The organism is Marinobacter sp. (assembly GCF_041686475.1).
In the GTDB taxonomy this organism is placed as follows: Bacteria; Pseudomonadota; Gammaproteobacteria; order Pseudomonadales; family Oleiphilaceae; genus Marinobacter.
Genome location: NZ_JAWLDU010000001.1, coordinates 19,558 through 38,055 on the forward strand (window position 1 = coordinate 19,558; position 18,498 = coordinate 38,055).

The following is an 18,498-nucleotide window of genomic DNA, read 5'->3' on the forward strand; positions in this document are numbered from 1 at the left end:
TGGAAGGCGGAATCGATTAACAACGCTGTGGCGGACAAACGTCACTTCATAGTCCAGAAGGAGTTCACGCGCATCATGACGCAGAAACCAATTGATGGTCCCGCAATGGTTACCAATTCCGGCCTGGTGCCAATCGTTATCGAGCAGACCGCACGAGGCGAGCGTTCATTTGATATTTTCTCCCGCCTGCTCAAAGAGCGGGTTATTTTTATGGTGGGCCCTGTAGAAGACCACATGGCCAACCTGATTGTGGCGCAGTTGCTGTTCCTTGAATCCGAGAATCCCGACAAGGACATCCATCTGTATATCAACAGCCCGGGTGGTTCGGTAACAGCCGGCATGTCTATCTACGACACCATGCAGTTTATCAAGCCCGACGTGGCCACGCTGTGTGTGGGTCAGGCGGCCAGCATGGGTGCCTTCCTGCTGGCGGGCGGCGCTGAAGGCAAGCGCGCGTGTCTGCCGAATTCCCGGGTGATGATCCACCAGCCGTTGGGCGGTTACCAGGGTCAGGCGACGGATATCGAGATCCACACCCGTGAGATTCTGAAAATCCGTCACACCCTGAATTCCATCCTTGCCCACCACACCGGGCAGAAACTGGAGACCATCGCCAAAGACACGGATCGTGACAACTTTATGGATCCGCAGCAGGCGAAGGACTACGGCCTGATTGATTCTATACTTGATAAGCGTGTACCGAATAAATAATACTGAAGGTAATCGCATCATTCCCTGCCGGCGTATTGAGGTGATTACGCCGGTAAACCAAGCTCAGAGGTATTTCAATGGCAGATGAAAGAAACGGCAGAGGCGACGATAACGGCAAGTTGCTGTACTGCTCGTTTTGTGGAAAGAGCCAGCATGAAGTCCGTAAGCTCATTGCAGGGCCCTCGGTGTTCATCTGCGACGAGTGCGTCGACCTGTGCAACGACATTATCCGGGAAGAAATCCAGGAGAATGCCCAGGAAGAAGCCAGCGATCGTCTTCCGACACCCGCCGAAATCCGCGATACGCTCAACGAGTACGTGATCGGCCAGGACCGTGCCAAAGTGGTGCTGTCTGTAGCGGTTTATAACCACTACAAGCGTCTGCGTTATGGCGAGGGCAAGGCTGAAGTAGAGCTTGGCAAGAGTAACATCCTGCTGATCGGCCCCACCGGTAGCGGCAAAACGCTGCTCGCGGAAACGCTGGCACGGATGCTCAATGTTCCCTTTACCATTGCAGACGCCACCACGCTGACTGAGGCGGGCTATGTCGGTGAGGATGTTGAGAATATCATTCAGAAACTGCTGCAGAAATGCGACTACGATGTCGACAAGGCCCAGCGCGGTATTGTGTACATCGACGAGATCGACAAGATTTCCCGCAAGTCCGACAACCCCTCCATTACACGTGACGTGTCCGGTGAGGGTGTCCAGCAGGCCCTGCTCAAGCTGATTGAAGGCACGGTGGCTTCGGTCCCGCCTCAGGGTGGTCGCAAGCATCCCCAGCAGGAGTTCCTGCAAGTGGATACCGGCAATATGCTGTTTATCTGTGGTGGCGCCTTCGCCGGCCTCGACAAGGTGATTCAGGAGCGCTCTGATCGCAGCAGTATCGGGTTTTCGGCAACGGTCAAAGGGCCGGAAGACGACAAGAACACCGGCGATATCATTAAGGACGTGGAAACCGAAGATCTGGTCAAGTACGGTCTGATCCCGGAATTTGTCGGCCGCCTTCCGGTTGTTGCGACGTTGACGGAACTGGATGAAGACGCGCTTGTCCAGATACTCACAGAGCCGAAAAACGCCCTTACCAAGCAGTACCAGAAGCTGTTTGACATGGAAGGGGTGGAGCTGGACTTCCGTGAAGACGCGCTGCGAGCTGTTGCCCGCAAAGCCATGATCCGTAAAACCGGCGCACGGGGCCTGCGTTCCATCATGGAAGCGACGCTGCTGGACACCATGTACCAGATTCCATCTGAGCATGATGTGTCCAAGGTGGTCATCGACGAGAGTGTGATCAACGGCCAGTCAGAGCCGTTCAAGATCTATGACAGCAGTGATCACGCCAAGGCGGTTCCCGAGGACTGAGTGTTCCGGCTGTGAACGTAAAAAAGGGCGGCGACGCCCTTTTTTTATGCCTGGAGTCCAATGGAAGGATCAGCATCCGAACTGTAAAAAGATTGCAATTTTTGCTGTCGCCCCAATGAAGGGTGATATGCTGAATTAAACATCGTCAGAGGATTTTCTATGACCCTGATACCTGAAGAATCTGTGCAAGAATACCCGCTGTTGCCACTGAGAGACGTGGTGGTGTTCCCGCACATGGTGGTGCCGCTGTTTGTAGGCCGTGAAAAGTCCATTCAGGCACTGGAAGCGGCCATGGAGGGCAACAAGGAAATCCTGCTGGTTGCCCAGAGGGATGCGTCCACCGACGAGCCGGGCCCCGATGACGTATTTGCAATGGGCACGGTAGCAACCGTGCTGCAGATGCTTCGCCTGCCGGACGGAACCGTCAAGGTGCTCGTCGAGGGTAATGCTCGCGCTACCATTACCAACATTAATGATGGTGAGTACCTGGCTGGCAAAGCCATGTTAATGGACGAAGATTCCCTGCCGGCACGGGAAGAAGAAGTGCTGGTCAAAACGTTGACGGATGAATTCGAAAAATACGTCAAGCTCTCCAGGAAAGTACCTTCGGAAGTGTCCAATGCGCTGACCGGCATCAACGAGGTTGAGCGGCTGGCAGATACCATGGCGGCTCACCTGGAACTGAAGATTCCAGAGAAACAGGAACTGCTGGAAGCGCTGGAAATCCGCCAACGTGTGGATCTGCTGCTGGGCAAGCTGGATGGTGAAATCGACCTGATCGAGGTTGAGAAACGCATTCGTGGCCGTGTCAAGAAGCAGATGGAGCGTAGCCAGCGCGAGTACTACCTTAACGAGCAGATGAAGGCCATTCAGAAAGAAATGGGCAGCCTCGGTGAGGGTAATAACGATTTTGAAGAGCTTGAGCAGAAGCTGGAAGAAGCCGGCCTTCCTGAAGAGGCCCGCAAGAAAACCGAAGTGGAACTCAACAAGCTCAAGATGATGTCGCCCATGTCTGCTGAGGCAACGGTGGTACGGGGTTATATCGACTGGATGCTGGCCATTCCCTGGAAGAAGCGCAGCCGCGTGCGCCATGACATCGAAAAGGCCCGCGAGATTCTGGACGAAGATCACTACGGCCTCGATGAGGTCAAGAAGCGTATCCTGGAATACCTTGCCGTCCAGAGCCGGGTGAAGAAGGTAAAAGGTCCTGTGCTCTGCCTCGTAGGGCCTCCTGGTGTGGGTAAAACCTCCCTGGGGCAATCCATTGCCCGCGCGACCAACCGCAAGTACACACGTATGGCGCTGGGTGGCGTTCGTGATGAAGCCGAGATTCGGGGTCACCGCAAGACCTACATCGGCGCACTGCCGGGCAAGCTGTTGCAGAAGCTTTCCAAGGTGGGCGTGAAAAACCCGCTGTTCCTGTTCGATGAAATCGACAAGATGGGCATGGACCATCGAGGTGATCCGGCTTCGGCGCTCCTTGAGGTGCTGGACCCCGAACAGAACCACACCTTCAACGATCACTATCTTGAGGTGGACTACGATCTGTCGGATGTGATGTTCGTGTGCACATCCAACTCCATGGATATTCCGCCGGCGTTGCTGGACCGTATGGAAATCATCCGCATCCCGGGTTACACCGAGGATGAGAAGGTCAATATTGCGCTCAAGTACCTGTTACCCAAACAGATCAAGGCCAATGGTCTGCGCAAGAACGAATTGGAAATTCCGCAGGAAACACTCCGCGACCTGATTCGTTACTACACCCGTGAGGCGGGCGTACGTAGCCTTGAGCGGGAGATTGCCAAACTCTGCCGCAAGGTGGTACGGGATCATGTAGAGAGCGGTGACAAGACGGCTGTGACCCTGACACCGGAGATGCTTGAGGATTACTCGGGCGTGAAGAAGTTCAAGTACGGCCTGGCCGAGGAAAAGAACCAGGTCGGACAGGTTACCGGCCTTGCGTGGACCCAGGTTGGTGGCGAATTGCTGACGCTGGAATGTGCCTTGACCAAGGGCAAGGGCAGGGTCATCAAGACCGGCTCACTGGGTGATGTCATGCAGGAGTCAATCCAGGCCGCACTGACCGTTGTCAGAAGTCGTGCGCTTGGCCTGGGTATCAGTGATGATTTCCATGAAAAGCACGATCTCCATGTTCACGTTCCGGAAGGTGCGACGCCAAAAGATGGTCCAAGCGCCGGCGTTGGCATGTGTACGGCGCTGGTTTCTGCATTGACCCAGATTCCGGTCAGGGCCGACGTGGCGATGACCGGTGAGATCACTCTCCGGGGCCGGGTGCTGCCCATCGGAGGGCTCAAGGAAAAGCTGTTGGCGGCCCACCGTGGTGGTATCAAGACAGTGATCATCCCTGATGAAAATGCCCGTGATCTCAAGGAGATACCGGACAACATCAAGGAATCTCTGGAGATTCGTCCCGTCAAGTGGATCGACGAAGTACTGGACATCGCGCTGGCTTATCCACCTGAACCACTCACCGAAGCGTCGTCTTCGAAAGAGGCTTCCGGTACGCCCAGGGATGACGACGGCGAAGCGGCAGAGCGCATAAATACACATTAAACACGCTGCCTCTTGTTGACATGCGAGAGAGCCCATTGGTATAACTGTTTCGCCGTGAAGCAGCCAATATCAAGGGCTCCCGCGCAGTTAATGCCTATTCCGTATATCGGTTAGCAGCCGCAAGGAATAAAAAAAGTGAAGAATGGAATTCTCTGACCGCTTATGCGATAGTCGGGAACGTCCAGGGAACAACAAACCAACCTATAACATCTTCAACCTGAAATCGAAGGGGTTTAGTGTGAACAAGTCCGAACTGATCGATGCAATTTCAGAATCCGCAGATATCTCCAAAGCCGCCGCTGGCCGTGCTCTGGATGCCATGACTAACTCCATTACCGGAGCCCTCAAAAAAGGCGATCAGGTCACCCTGATTGGTTTTGGTACTTTCTCTGTTAAAGAGCGTGCCGCGCGCACTGGCCGCAACCCGCAGACCGGTGCCGAGATCAAGATCCCGGCTTCCAAAGTGCCTGGGTTCAAGGCAGGCAAGGCCCTGAAAGACGCCGTTAAGTAACGGCTGCTTTCATTTGGTAACACCCTGAGCACCGGGCGTTGCCGGAGCGGTTGGCCCGGTGGCAATACCGCAGTCAGCCAGCTCCGATGAATTCAAGGCGCATTCCTGTATGAATGCGCCTTTTTACGTTAAGAGACCCTCACAGATATTGATCAGGGATCCGGGAGAAACATGCTTCAAGATATTCGGGATAATGCCCAGGGCACCATTGCCAAAGTAATTATTGGTCTGCTGATTGTTTCGCTTTCGATTTGGGGGATGGATGCGATTGTCGGTGGTTTCTCTGGCGAGCCGGAGGTTGCCACAGTTAACGGCGAGGACATTACAGAGCGCGAATTCATGCGCGTTGTGCAGATGGAAAGCCAGCGCCGTCTTTCCGAGATGGACAACCCGGACCCCTCCATGCTTGATGAGGACCGGGTTCGCAGTGAGGTTCTGGAGTCGTTGATCCAGGAAAAGGTCATGACCCAGGATGCCGAGGAGCAGGGGCTTGAGCTCTCGGACCAGGACATTGATTCGCTGATCACCCAGATGCCACAGTTCCAGGTGGATGGCACGTTCAACCGTGACCGGTTTGTGTCGGCCGTCAGAAATATGGGCATGGGCGTTGGTGAGTTCCGGGAAACCATGCGCGAGCAGTATGTGGTGAACCAGATTCGCGCAGGTATAGCGCAGAGCGGCACGGTGACCGATGAAAACGTCGCCCAGTTGCTGCGAATCCAGAACCAGACCCGCGATTTTCGGGTGGTGACCCTCTCTGAAGATTCGGTGAGTGACCAGGTAGAAGTTACCGAGTCCGAGATCGAAGCCTACTATCAGGATAACGAGGACGCGTTCCAGCAGCCTGAGAAGGTAGACGCCGAGTACATTGCGTTGTCCCAGGAAGCGCTCGCCGATTCGACCGATGTCAGTGACGAAGAACTTCGTGAGTATTATGAAGAACGTTCCTCCGAGCTTGCCAGCGAGGAGCGTCGTGCAGCTCACATTCTGATTGAGGATGGCGAGGATGCAGAGGAAACCATGTCCACCATTCAGGAACGCCTGGCATCAGGAGAGGACTTCTCCGAGCTGGCTGAAGAGTTTTCGGTAGATACGGTTTCAGCCGAAGAAGGCGGCGACCTTGGTTTTGCCGAGCGTGGTGTTTATGACGAAGCGTTTGAAGAAGCACTGTTCCAGTTGGACAAGGGTGAGGTCTCAGAGCCGGTATCCACCAGCTTCGGCATCCACCTGATCAAGTTGCTGGATGTGCAGAAGGCTGAGGTGCCGCCGCTGGAAGAGCTGGAAGATGAACTCCGCAGGGAGCTTGCAAGAAGCAAGGCCTCAGAGCGTTTTGCCGAGGTCCGTTCAGAACTTGCTGATCTTGCCTACGCCGCAGACGATCTGGATGGCCCGGCCCAGGAACTCGGCCTTGAAGTGCGTGAGAAAGACGGAATTACCCGCGAAGGTGGTGAAGCGCCGTTTGACCATGAAGGGCTTGTGCGCCAGCTGTTCTCGGAAGACGTACTGCGGGATGGTTTCAATACCGAGCTGATTGACGTTGGCGATAACATGTCGGTAGTTGCCAGGGTGGCTCAGTATCAGGAGGCCCAGCAGCAACCCCTGGAAGAGGTAACGGATGAGATCCGTGACGCCCTGACTCGTCAGAAGACCCGCGAAGCGCTGGCTGAACGTGCTGAAGCTGTCATCGCTGATCTGGAGTCCGGCAAGGACATTGAAGAAACCGGTGTCGGTGAGTGGGAGTCCTATGATGACCAGCCACGAAGCAATCCCATTCTGGGCGGTGCCGTAATGGCCGGTGTCTTTTCCCTTCAGCGCCCTGAAGGCGATGAAGAAGTCTATGGTTCCGTAATGTCTGATAACGGCATGGCGATCATCGCTTTGGAAGCTGTCAACGAAGGGGAAGTAAACCGCGACGGAGGCGAGTTCAACCAGCTCCGTAATTTCCTGGCACAGTTCGAGGGCCAGCGCGAGTATCGGGCGTACCAGCAATTCCTGCGGGACAAAGCGGAAGTCGAGCGGCAGTAAACAAAAAAGGCACCCTTCAGCGAGTGCCTTGCTGTAATGCTTTATCGGGCCCGGGTAATTACCCGGGCCTTTCAATTTGCCTCTTCAATAAAAATCTCCGGCGTCTCGCCCCGTGTGTCAAAATAGAATCCGTAGGTAGCGGTTTCCGGTGGGGTGAAGCGGAAGTTCTCGTACACGGCGGAGCAGTTAGCTTTGACCGGATTGTTCAGCTCTACATCTTTGTCCTCTTCTGACTGGTAGCCGCAGTTGGTCCCGGATGACCAGTTGGCATCACCAAACTTGAACTCGTAGGGCTGGCCGTCTGCCTTGAGTTCAACCTCCGTTCGATACAGGCCATTCTCCACCTGCGTTACCTTGTATTCCGGAAGCGCATCCCACCAGGCAAACTGCCCCCGCAGATAAAGCGAGTCACTGTAATCTCTTCCGCCCGAAGTGGCGCAGCCGGCGGTGATGGCAAGCACAGAAGCCATTGTCAGCGTTGTGAGTTTCTTGTTCATGGTTTTCTCCTTTGTTGGTTGCAATAGCGCGACTATCGGCTGAACACAGCAACGGACAGGCCGGGCACGGTAAAGGTACCGCTGGTTACTGCTGCGCTTTCGTTCGGTGAGGTGTCAGCCATGACTGTGAAGCTGTCAGTCAGACTGGTGTCCAGGGAATGCTCTGAGCCGGTGCTGTTGATCACTACCACTATCTGGTCAACATGACTGTCAAGATCGGTCATTCCGTTATCCGGGCCGTCATCCAGGCTGAACAGGATTACGCCGGGCAGCTGGTCTGTCCCGGTGTTATGGAAATTCAGTCGCTCTCCGATCTCCTCGGCGGTCTGCAGCCGGAACAGCTCACTCTCGTTTCGAACGGAGAGCAGTTTTTCCACCTGTTCCCGGGTATAGTTAATTTCCCTTGCAGTGGGCCCGGTTTCGAACTGGCTGATGATCTCGGTAATCAGATCCCAGTTGGCGCCGTCCTTATCCTGACGAGGCAGGCCACGGTTCCAGGCGGTGTCCTGATAACTGAAATCGACCTCGTTAAACCAGTCACCAGAGTCATAGCTGTCACGCTCCATGGATTTGGAGCGCAGCAGTTCCGAGCCCATGTGGATGAACGGGATTCCCTGGCTGAGGATGGGTACTGACAGACCCACTACCTGCATCTGAGCGCGGTGCTGAGGTGTGGTGGCATAATCCGCCTTGTACTGGTTGTTATCCCAGAGCGTCTGGTTGTCGTGCTTGGAGACGTAGTTGACGATTTCCTGGGGGTCGCTGGTGTAGCCGGCGTTCTGGCCGTTGTAATCGATCTCGGCTCCGGTTTTCGTGGAGCCGTCCGTTGTCACCAGGGCGTAGTCGTTCAGGCTGCCGGCAATACCGATGCGTACCCAATCGCTGATCTGCAGCAGGCGTTCTTTTTCGGAATCACTGCCGCTGTTGCGATCGTTGGGGATGCTGAACAGGCCATTGGCAAAACCCTGATTGGCCCGCAGGGCGTCACCACCGTCGAAGGGCCCGCCTCCGCGGACAGCATCACGCAACCGGTCGTTGAAGGAGCCAATACCAGTGCCCGCCATATTGGTCTGAATGGCATTGACGCCACGGGCGTTATTGGCGACTTCACCAAAGTTCCAGGCTTCACCATAGAAGTAGGTGTCCGGATCGACGGCCTCTACCGCTTCCAGCGCTTTCTCCATGTTGGCCAGCATGTGGTGTCCCATAAGGTCGAAGCGGAAACCGGAGATGTTGTAATGGGAGGCCCAGGTCACCAGGGAATCAATCATCAGCTTTTCCATCATCCGGTGCTCGGATGCGGTGTTTTCACAGCAGGAAGACTGCTCGACCACTCCGGTTTCCGGGTTCTGGCGGTGATAGTAGCCCGGCACCAGCTTGTCCAGAACCGACTTGTCGGCAAGGCCGGAGGTATTGGTGTGGTTGTAAACCACGTCCAGGACCACATTCAGGCCCAGACCCGTCGCGGCCTGTACCAACTGGCGGAACTCGACTATCCGGGCTACGCCGTCCGCATCAGAGGCGTAGCTGCCTTCCGGAACGGTGTAATGAACAGGGTCGTAACCCCAGTTGAAGCTGTCCAGACCACGGAATGCCCCGTACAGGGCCTGTGCGTCCCCGGTCGCGGGATCGAATGACTCCAGTACCTCACGGATCGTGTTGCCACTTCTGCAATGGCTGGCGTAGTTTTCCGCAGCCTCATCTGACAGGTCACAAAGCCGGCTGAAGTCGTCGTCAATGTTCACAACGTCCGCCGGGTCTTCGTTAACGGTAGCGATATCGAAGGCTGGTAGCAGGTGGAGGTGGGTAATTCCGGCATTGGCCATGGACTCAAGGTGCGCAATTCCATCGCTTGAGGTTTCGGTAAATGCCGCGTATTTGCCGCGATTGTCCACAGCCACCGTTTCATCGGTGGCACTGAAATCGCGAATATGGGTCTCATAGACCACCACGTCTTCCGGGGCCAGCATCGGTGGGGTAGCCATGCTGTCCCAGTTGGCCGGTTTCAGGTCGTTGTCGTCCAGGTTGGCCACCTGCGCATACACGCCGTTTTCAGACAGGCTGACGGCATAGGGGTCGGAGGTCATCGTAGTTTCGATGGCGTCAGTGCGCGGATGGAAAACCGTCACCTCGTACTGGTAGAACTTGCGGTCGACATCCGCTGTGTTGCCAGTGTGTTCCCAGACACCGTTGTTGCGCGTCATGTCAACGGGGTAGTCGCTGACCATACTGCCGTCGGCATCGAACACATGCAGGCGCATGTTCTGGGCCGTTGGCGCCCAGACCGCGAAGTCGGTATCAGCACCGTTGACCGTGGCGCCCAGGGACCCATCGAAGGCATAGAGGTCATCCAGTACCCCGGGGATCTGCAGGCGGGTGGCGGATATCAGTTCGTCATCACTGTTATAGGCACCGGCTACCAACTGCCCACGCAAAGCTTCCTTGATGGTCCTGGTGTTGGTATCCACCGAATACGCCGGCCAGTCTGACAGGTGCGGGAACGCCTGCTCCAGTTCGGGCGACAGGGTTGTGGCGCTCAGTTCGATGGTCGCCCCGCCTTCTAGGGAATCACCGGCGTCATCAACGCTGATACCTGCGTTGGCATCGTAACGAAGTTCTGCCCGGGTTGCGTTATCGGTGTCCGCAAACACCAGGGTGGTGGCGTCCAGCCAGTGGGCTTTGGCGCCATCGATAGTCAGTCCCCCGGCCACGACCGGTTCGGAAGACAGCAAATCGCTGCCGCTGAGGGTAAAAATGCGGTTGCCCAGGGCGCCGAAGTGCCAGCGGTGGTCATCATCGCCCAGGTCTTTCTCATCGCCTTTGTGCATGATGAAGTTCATGCAGTCTCCGCCATCGCGCATAGGTATGATGTAATAGGCGCCGTAAGTATCGTTAACGCCATCATGGCTGCGTGGATCGCTCCACTCTGTGGGTACATCCTCGGCCAGTCCGTCGCATCCGGACGCCGAGTCGTTCCAGAGGTGGAGGCCCCAGCCGTCGTATTCACCTTCCGGACGTTTGTAATAGAGGATTGCTTCGTTCTCACCGGGTTCCAGCAGGGCGGTCGAGTCGCCACCACCGCCGGAATTATCGGTATCCGAAGAGGAACTGCTACCGGAGTTGCAACCGGCAAGGGCCAGCGAAAGCGCCAGAACCCAGCCGCCTGCAACCAGTCTATGGTCAGGCATAACGGATATCCTTTTTCCATTGTTGTTGTTTGAAAGCAACCTGTGCACCGGCAATGCCTGTGCATAAAGGTCACGGTTTCATGGTTGCGCGAACCCGGACTGTACACATCCTTCGGCAGCAGACTTTTGCAGGCGTAGTTCGGGGGGAGTATGGGGAGTGGGAAAAGAGTGGGAAGTCACAAAAAAGGGCCGGCTTAAGAGCCGGCCCAAAGAGGTCCAACGAGAGAGTGTGTGGAGTTTAGAGCCTTACCACCAGGCTTCGATCTGGGCACCGACCTGAATATCACCATCGATGCCTTCACCACCGCGTGCATTCTCGGCTTCGTCACCGAAGAATGTCGCAGCGTATGCGCGAATAACCGGACGCGCCCAGTAACCCGGGCCGGCCTGCCACTGTTGTGCCACAGCGAACTTGCCAAGATCCTGGGATTCCGCGAACCATGGACGGTCGGTATCGCTGTAGCCCACTTCAATGGCGGTGCTCATGACCGGCGACCAGTTGAAGGTCGGGCGGGCGACGATGCTCAGGCGTTCGCCGTCTTTGGCAGCGGGATCGTGGGACTCGGCTTCTTCATACACCACAGAGTGGCCAAGCTCCCAGTCACCACCGAGCTTGACTACACCGTGGTTCAGGATGCGCCAGCTGGACTCGAAGTAGCCCGCGACGTTGGCATTATCAACCCGTCCGCCACTGGCATTTTCGGCGTTGGTGAAGCCCATGGAGTCAGCACCGTACTGCAGGGCGAATTTGTTGAAACCGCCCATCACGCCGGACGAGATCTCTGCCATGACGAAATAGCCGTCTTCGTCGTCAATGCCGGCGTCCTGCTGCGCGTCTGTCAGGTCAGCCATGGCGTAGATGCCGATCAGCTCCAGGGTGTGATCCCCGGCAACCGGGAACGCATAGCGAACGTCGACCTTGTTGTTCTGCACAAGGTCGTCGCCATCACTGGTATCGGAGTTGGTGTAGGCTACTGACACCTGGCCTGGGCCTGCCTGGATGTTCTCGATGCCTGCTCCGTAGCCGGAGTTGCTGAGGTAGAAAAGATCCAGCTGGTGGATGTCCTTGCGCTTGTAGAAGCGTTTGCCGGCCCACAGTGTTGCGCCAGGCAGGGATTCGATGACGTTATTGGCGGACACGTAAAGCTGGCGAAGCGCTATGTCACCACCCCCGTAGGGGTCGGAACTGTTGCGATCGACTTCGTTGTCGTCAAAGTTAACATTGTTGATATTGTTGGCGCCGTTCAGGGCCTGGTAATCGTTACCCTGACGATCAGCACTGTAGGCCAGCATGGAGTCGAAACGGAAGGTCTTGCCGTCCTGGCTGAACAGTTCGTCGCCCAGGCCCAGCTCTGCGTAGGTGTCGCACTCGTCAGCGAGCCGGCCAACATAGTGGCCGGTGGCACCGCTGCCGAAACAGGTCTGCTCACCACCGCTGCCAATGTTGGTCGAAACGCCTGCGCGGGAGTAGCCGTGAAAATCAACTGCGATGGCCGGAGTGGCCAGAATGGCTGCGGTTACGGCCGCAGCCAGCGGGAGTTTGTTCGGGAAATAGCGCTTATTGTTTTGCATGGTCTGTGTCCTGTGCTTTTTGTCTTTTTTGAATGTCAGGGAAGCGGACTTCCTGGCTTCTGCCAATCAGACATTGGGAAACCGGATTTCATAGTCCTGTAACCGGTAGATGAGTACATCCTCCGCCCTGAAGAAAAAGGGGGGTGAGTTCTCAGGGGGAGGAGGGGCGTAGAAGGGTGAGTTGGTCAGTCATTGGCTTTCGGGACCGACCAGGGGCATCGACTAAACTGGAAACCGGGTCGGTTTCAGGCTTTCCTTGATTTTTTTCAGGTGCCCGAGGAAATCGGCGCCGCGCTTGAGGGTCACGCCGGTGGCCAGAATATCAATCACGGTAAGATGAATGATTCGCGACGACATGGGCATGTAGACTTCGGTATCTTCCGGGGCCGTAACCTCGATAACCACGGTGCAGGCCTCGGCAAGCGGCGAACCGGGCATGGTGATGCCGATAACCGTGGCGCCATTGCCCCGTGCCTGCTGGGCTATCTCAACCGTTTCGCGGGTACGCCCGGTGTACGAGATAAGCACGATGACATCGCCCGTTGTGCAGCCGGCAGCAACCATTCTCTGCATCAGGGCGTCGTCATAGGACATGACCGGGATATTGAAGCGAAAGAATTTGTGCTGGGCATCCATGGCGACGGGGGCTGACCCGCCCATGCCAAAGAAGTTGATCTGTTTGGCCTGGATCAGATAATCAATGGCTGAAGACAGTGCCTTGGGATCAAGCGCCTGGCGTGCCTTGTCGAGGCTGGCAATTGTGCTTAGCATGATTTTGTCGGCAAACTCTGCCACGGTATCGTCAGGTTCGACGTTCTGCCCGATATAGGGTGTGCCTGTGGCTATGCTTTGGGCCAGGCGTATTTTAAAGTCAGGGAAGCCGGTGGCGGAAAAGCCACGGCAGAACCGGTTGACCGTGGGTTCGCTGACGTCAGCCGCCCGGGCCAGTGCGGCAATGCTGTAACGGGTTGCGGCGCTGGGGTCTCGCAGAATCGCCTCGGCAACCTTGCGCTCGGATTTGTTAAGAGTGTCCAGCCTTAGCTGGATATCTTCGAGCAGATTGTCATCGCGTTGCGCCTGATTGGCAGCCATTGAGGATACTCCCTGAATTATCGGCATTCTTATGAAAATCCGCGCTGATTATAGCGTGTTTTGTGGTGATTTGTGGTAGTAAAAGTGTCATTAATCGGAAAATATCCTTTGAAAATTTCATTTTAGGTGTCATTATTTTCATAAAATTACTACATTGACGCCTCGAGTCGTGCAAGCTGTGCAGTTCTGCACGAAAACATAGAGAGAAGGAACCCATGGCCGACCTGATAAATACCCGCTGTGACCTGATGATGTTTGGAGCGCTGGGTGACCTGGCGCAACGTAAGCTGTTCCCTGCGCTCTACCAGCTCGAGCGTGCCGGGCTTCTTCACCAGGGCAGCCGTATTCTGGCGATTGCCAGGAACAAGGCCGATTCCGCTGAGGTCCGCAACATCCTGCGCGAAAAGCTGCGGGAACACGTGAAGAAACTCGAGTTCGATGCTGATGTGGCAGACAGGTTCCTGCAGCGGGTGGATTACCAGTTTCTTGATTTTACCAACCCGGAGGGCTTTGGTGCGTTGAACGACTGGCGCAGCAACGAATCCAGTAACCTGATTGTGTATATGGCCACACCACCTGCCATGTACGGCATTATTGCCCGCAACCTGCGCAGCAATGATTGTTGCGACCGTGACACACGGGTGGTGGTTGAGAAACCCATCGGCCACGACCTTGAATCCTCCAAGGTTATCAATGACGAACTGGGTGAAGTCTATAACGAGAACCAGTTGTTCCGTATTGATCATTACCTGGGCAAGGAAACTGTCCAGAACCTGATCGCCCTGCGCTTTGCCAATAACCTGTTCGCCTCACAGTGGGACCAGAACCACATCTCCCACGTGGAAATATCGGTGGCCGAGAGCGTGGGTATCGAGGGCCGCTGGGGTTATTTTGACAAAGCCGGCCAGGTCCGCGACATGGTGCAGAATCACCTGCTGCAGCTGTTGTGCCTGATCGCCATGGACCCGCCCTCAGACCTTTCCGCGGACAGTATCCGTAACGAAAAGGTCAAGGTGCTGAAGGCGCTGCGGCGCATTACGCCGGACCTGATGGACACTCATGTCGTTCGGGGCCAATACACCGCAGGTACCAGTGACGGCAAACCGGTCCCCGGTTACCTGGAAGAAGAGGGCGCGATAAAAGGAAGCAAGACCGAAACCTTCGTGGCCCTCAAGGCCGAGATTGATAACTGGCGCTGGTCTGGTGTGCCTTTCTATATCCGTACTGGCAAGCGCCTGCCGGAAAAGCTTTCCCAGATCATCATCCATTTCAAGCCGGCACCGCACTACATCTTTGATCCGGACCAGAAGCACCTGGCCAACAACAAACTGATCATTCGCCTGCAGCCGGACGAAGGCATGTCGCTGCAGATCCTGACCAAGGATCAGGGCCTGGACAAGGGAATGCGCCTGCGCCAGGGGCCGCTGGAACTGACATTCTCGGAAACTTTCGAAACCGATCGTATTCCCGACGCCTACGAACGGCTTTTGTGGGAAATCATGAAGGGCAACCAATACCTGTTCGTTCGCCGGGACGAGGTGGAGCATGCCTGGCAGTGGGTTGATCAGATCATTGGAAACTGGGATGACAGCGGTCAGCCACCGAAGCGCTACGCGGCTGGCACCTGGGGGCCCGTAGCCTCCATCGCGATGATCACACGGGACGGAAGGAGCTGGTATGAAGATGCATGACCTGAACCTGCCGGATGCGGTAGACGCGCACTTTTTCGACACCCCTGATGATGCTGCGGTGGCTCTGGCGGATGCCGTTGCCAGACATCTAGCCGAACGGCTGTTGATTGCGCCCAGGGCCAGCCTTGTAGTTTCCGGCGGCTCAACACCCTTGCCGTTTTTCAAGGCGCTTCGGGAAAAGACACTGGACTGGGCAAGAATTGACGTGCTGCTGGCAGACGAACGCTGGGTCCCCGAGGACGATGCTGCCAGTAATACCCGATTGGTCAAAGAGAACCTGTTGCAGGGCCCTGCAGCGGAGGCGAATTACCTGTCACTGAAACAACCCGGTGATACTCCGGCCGATGGCCTTGCTGGCGTGGAGCAGGCACTTGCCGAGCTGCCTCTGCCGCTGGATGTGCTGATTCTGGGCATGGGCAGTGATGGCCATACCGCGTCCCTGTTTCCGGATGCGCCGGAGCTGAACGAGGCCCTGGACACCGATTCGACCGTTATCGTGGTACCGATGACTCCGCCTTCCCAGGCCCAGAAGCGCATCACACTGACACTGCGTGCTCTGCGCCGTGCAGGCTTCACGGCTTTACACCTGAAAGGCGATGACAAGCTGGAAACGTTAAAGACGGCCTGCAGTGACATCGCCCAGGTAAAGGAAATGCCTATCCGCGCTTTCCTCAAACCTGGCCTGCAGATTTACTGGAGCGCCTGAGCGCCGCTGGCTACCGAATTGTTATACCGGAGAAGATTATGAATCAACTGTCTGACTTTCACCGCGAGCGGGTCCAGTCTGTGCTCAGCGCCTCACCCCTGATTCCGGTTATCACCATCAACCATCCTGATCAGGCGTTGCCGCTGTGCCAGGCGCTGGTTGACGGTGGTATACGCGTTCTGGAAATCACCCTGCGTACACCTCACGGCGTAAAAGCCATCGAGCAGGTAAGAAAAGCCATCCCGGAGGCATGGGTGGGCGCGGGAACGGTCACCAGTATTGCTCAGTATCGCCAGGTAGAAGCCGCCGGTGCCCAGTTCGTTATCACACCGGGCGTCACCGAATCCATCCTGGAATTCGGCGTTACCTCGGAAGCCCCTCTGCTACCGGGTATTGCCACCATTTCCGAGCTGATGGTGGGCTACAACCTTGGCTACCGGGAATTCAAATTCTTCCCGGCCGAGGTCTCCGGAGGCATCCCGGCCCTGAAAGCCTTCTCCGGCCCATTCCCGGACGTCACCTTCTGTCCAACCGGTGGCATTCGCCGCAACACTGCCAAGGACTACCTGGCACTGGAGAACGTGGCTGCTGTTGGTGGCACCTGGTTGACTCCGGGTGAAGCGGTTGACTCCGGTGACTGGGAGCAGATTTCGGAGATTGTCCGGGGGAGTCTTCGCGACCTTTGAGGTTTTTCTCTGCAGCCTGTTTTGTTGGTGCTAACGCAATTGGTGGGCCGGTCTTTCGGGAAACGCTACAAGCACGTCCCTGTGCGCTTGAAATTGGCCATCCATGGCCAATTACATTCCCGAAAGACCGGCCCACCAACCGCTTGATCGGGCTCCAGTGAAAACGCCTTGGGTGCTTTACCTGCAAAAATAGTGTTATCTAGCGATATCAGAAATGTTTAATCAGAGGCTGCGGGGCAGGGCTTCCCAAAATGTGCGGAGCCATGGATGGCGGAGCCCAAGCGCACAGGGATGTGCTTGTAGCGTTTTTGGGAAGCCCCGCCCCGCAGCCTCCAGGCACCAAACCAGCAGGCTACAGAAGACGAAACTCCCAAGCTACCTAAACAGAAGGCAAAGGTCAGCGAATATCCGCCCCGACACGAACAATCTTCATGGTGTTGGTGCCACCCTGGGCATTCACGTAATCACCCTTGGTAATCACCACCAGATCACCTTCCTTCACCACACCCATCCGAGCCAGCTCAGCCACGGCGCGGGCGTTCGTCTGCTCGGGGGGAATTGCTGCAGAATCAAACGGAACCGTCTGCACGCCACGGAACATCGTCACCCGATGCTGGGTCGAATGATGACGGGAGAAAGTGAAAATCGGCAGGCTGGATTTGATGCGGGACATCAGCAGGGGAGTGGCGCCGGTTTCCGACATGCAGATGATCGAGGTGACACCTTTCAGGTGATTGGCCGCGTACATGGCAGAGAGGGCAATGGCCTCGTCCACATGTTCCATGCTCTCGTGGATGCGGTGTTTTGACTGGTGCATTGACGGCTGTTTCTCAGCGCCGATACAGATGCGAACCATCGCTTCCACCGCTTCCGTCGGATAATCACCAACAGCGGTTTCTGCAGACAGCATGACTGCGTCGGTGTAGTCCATGACTGCGTTTGCCACGTCCGAAACCTCTGCCCGTGTAGGCATGGGGTTTTCAATCATGGATTCCATCATCTGGGTGGCGGTAATGACCACGGTGTTGAGTGCCCGTGCGCGGTTGATGATGTGTTTCTGTACACCCACCAGCTCGGCATCGCCGATTTCCACGGCCAGGTCGCCGCGGGCGACCATCACGGCGTCGGAAGCATCAATAACGGCATCCAGGGCTGCGTTGTCGTGGGCCAGTTCCGCGCGTTCGATCTTGGCAACCAGGCGTGCTTCCGAGCCGGCTTCTTTCAGAAGGCGGCGGGCAACGTGCATGTCTTCGGAGGTTCGCACGAAAGACACGGCCACATAGTCCGCGCCCAGGCGGGCAGCGGTCTTGATGTCCTGCTTGTCTTTCTCGGTCAGTGCTTCCGCCGACAGGCCGCCGCCGCGCTTGTTGAGGCCTTTGTTGTTGGACAGGGGCCCCCCGATCAGAACGCGGGAAGAGATGCTGGTGCCGTCGACTTTTTCTACTTCCATTTCGATGCGGCCGTCGTCGAGTACCAGGATATCACCCGGCTTGACGTCTTCGATCAACTGTTCGTAGTCGATGCCGACGCATTCTTCGTTACCGGCTTCCTTGTCCATGGCAGCGTCCAGTACGAATTGCTGGCCGGCCTTCAGGGTTACCTTGTTATCGGAGAAGCGGGCGATTCGAAGTTTCGGGCCCTGCAGATCCGCCAACAGCGCCACGAAGCGACCGTTCGCAGCGGCGCATTCGCGCACCCGGCGGGCGCGTTCCATGTGATCTTCCGCACTGCCGTGGGAGAAATTCAGCCGGGTTACGTCGACGCCGGCAGCAATTATGGCCGACAGTGATTCCGGCGAGTCGGTGGCGGGGCCGAGGGTGGCGACGATCTTGGTACGCCTTAGCATGGTTCCTGTTTCCTTCTGTTTTTCGGTGAAGCTTG

Annotated in this window: 13 protein-coding genes; 8 read left to right on the forward strand and 5 right to left on the reverse strand. The window is 56.4% G+C overall.

From position 1 onward, the window contains the following. The first annotated feature begins 75 nt into the window (after nucleotides 1-75). The 5 genes from clpP (at nucleotide 76) to ACESMB_RS00115 (ending at nucleotide 7,185) form a co-directional block, all read left to right on the forward strand. Nucleotides 76-711, forward strand: a complete 636-nt coding sequence (clpP, locus tag ACESMB_RS00095; protein ID WP_372926111.1) for an ATP-dependent Clp endopeptidase proteolytic subunit ClpP — start codon at nucleotides 76-78, stop codon at nucleotides 709-711. 77 nt (nucleotides 712-788) lie between these two features. Continuing rightward, nucleotides 789-2,072 (forward strand): ATP-dependent Clp protease ATP-binding subunit ClpX, encoded by a 1,284-nt coding sequence (clpX, locus tag ACESMB_RS00100; protein ID WP_372926112.1) that lies wholly within the window; start codon nucleotides 789-791, stop codon nucleotides 2,070-2,072. A gap of 159 nt (nucleotides 2,073-2,231) precedes the next feature. After that, nucleotides 2,232-4,649, forward strand: a complete 2,418-nt coding sequence (lon, locus tag ACESMB_RS00105) for an endopeptidase La (protein ID WP_372970648.1) — start codon at nucleotides 2,232-2,234, stop codon at nucleotides 4,647-4,649. A gap of 238 nt (nucleotides 4,650-4,887) precedes the next feature. Next, a complete protein-coding gene (locus ACESMB_RS00110) occupies nucleotides 4,888-5,160 on the forward strand; it encodes an HU family DNA-binding protein (protein WP_372970649.1) in 273 nt (90 codons plus the stop codon). 171 nt (nucleotides 5,161-5,331) lie between these two features. Then, nucleotides 5,332-7,185: a SurA N-terminal domain-containing protein gene (locus ACESMB_RS00115; RefSeq protein ID WP_372970650.1), complete on the forward strand. Its 1,854-nt coding sequence runs from the start codon at nucleotides 5,332-5,334 to the stop codon at nucleotides 7,183-7,185. A gap of 71 nt (nucleotides 7,186-7,256) precedes the next feature. On the opposite strand, the gene ACESMB_RS00120 is transcribed toward ACESMB_RS00115, so the two are convergent. The 4 genes from ACESMB_RS00120 to ACESMB_RS00135 all read right to left on the reverse strand — a co-directional run bounded on the left by ACESMB_RS00120 (nucleotide 7,257) and on the right by ACESMB_RS00135 (nucleotide 13,534). Further along, the gene (locus ACESMB_RS00120) at nucleotides 7,257-7,682 is read right to left on the reverse strand and encodes a hypothetical protein (RefSeq protein WP_372970651.1); all 426 of its coding nucleotides are present in this window, start codon (nucleotides 7,680-7,682) and stop codon (nucleotides 7,257-7,259) included. 32 nt (nucleotides 7,683-7,714) lie between these two features. Next, nucleotides 7,715-10,870 (reverse strand): pullulanase-type alpha-1,6-glucosidase, encoded by a 3,156-nt coding sequence (pulA, locus tag ACESMB_RS00125; RefSeq protein ID WP_372970652.1) that lies wholly within the window; start codon nucleotides 10,868-10,870, stop codon nucleotides 7,715-7,717. Nucleotides 10,871-11,116: 246 nt separating this feature from the next. Beyond that, a complete protein-coding gene (locus ACESMB_RS00130; protein ID WP_372970653.1) occupies nucleotides 11,117-12,442 on the reverse strand; it encodes a carbohydrate porin in 1,326 nt (441 codons plus the stop codon). A gap of 222 nt (nucleotides 12,443-12,664) precedes the next feature. Beyond that, complete coding sequence (locus tag ACESMB_RS00135) at nucleotides 12,665-13,534, reverse strand: MurR/RpiR family transcriptional regulator (RefSeq protein ID WP_372926120.1); 870 nt, start codon at nucleotides 13,532-13,534, stop codon at nucleotides 12,665-12,667. A 215-nt stretch (nucleotides 13,535-13,749) separates the two neighbouring features. Here ACESMB_RS00135 and zwf point away from each other — a divergent pair, with 215 nt between their 5' ends. The 3 genes from zwf to ACESMB_RS00150 are packed head-to-tail and all read left to right on the forward strand — an operon-like array spanning nucleotide 13,750 to nucleotide 16,617. Continuing rightward, nucleotides 13,750-15,225, forward strand: a complete 1,476-nt coding sequence (gene zwf / locus ACESMB_RS00140; protein WP_372926121.1) for a glucose-6-phosphate dehydrogenase — start codon at nucleotides 13,750-13,752, stop codon at nucleotides 15,223-15,225. After that, a complete protein-coding gene (gene pgl / locus ACESMB_RS00145) occupies nucleotides 15,212-15,931 on the forward strand; it encodes a 6-phosphogluconolactonase (protein ID WP_372970654.1) in 720 nt (239 codons plus the stop codon). Before zwf ends, pgl begins: the two co-directional genes overlap by 14 nt. 38 nt (nucleotides 15,932-15,969) lie before the next feature. Then, nucleotides 15,970-16,617: a bifunctional 4-hydroxy-2-oxoglutarate aldolase/2-dehydro-3-deoxy-phosphogluconate aldolase gene (locus ACESMB_RS00150; RefSeq protein ID WP_372926123.1), complete on the forward strand. Its 648-nt coding sequence runs from the start codon at nucleotides 15,970-15,972 to the stop codon at nucleotides 16,615-16,617. Nucleotides 16,618-17,014: 397 nt separating this feature from the next. Here the strand turns inward: ACESMB_RS00150 and pyk are convergent, their stop codons facing one another. After that, nucleotides 17,015-18,463, reverse strand: coding sequence for a pyruvate kinase (gene pyk / locus ACESMB_RS00155; protein WP_372970655.1), 1,449 nt, complete (start codon nucleotides 18,461-18,463; stop codon nucleotides 17,015-17,017). Between the last annotated feature and the right edge of the window lie 35 nt (nucleotides 18,464-18,498).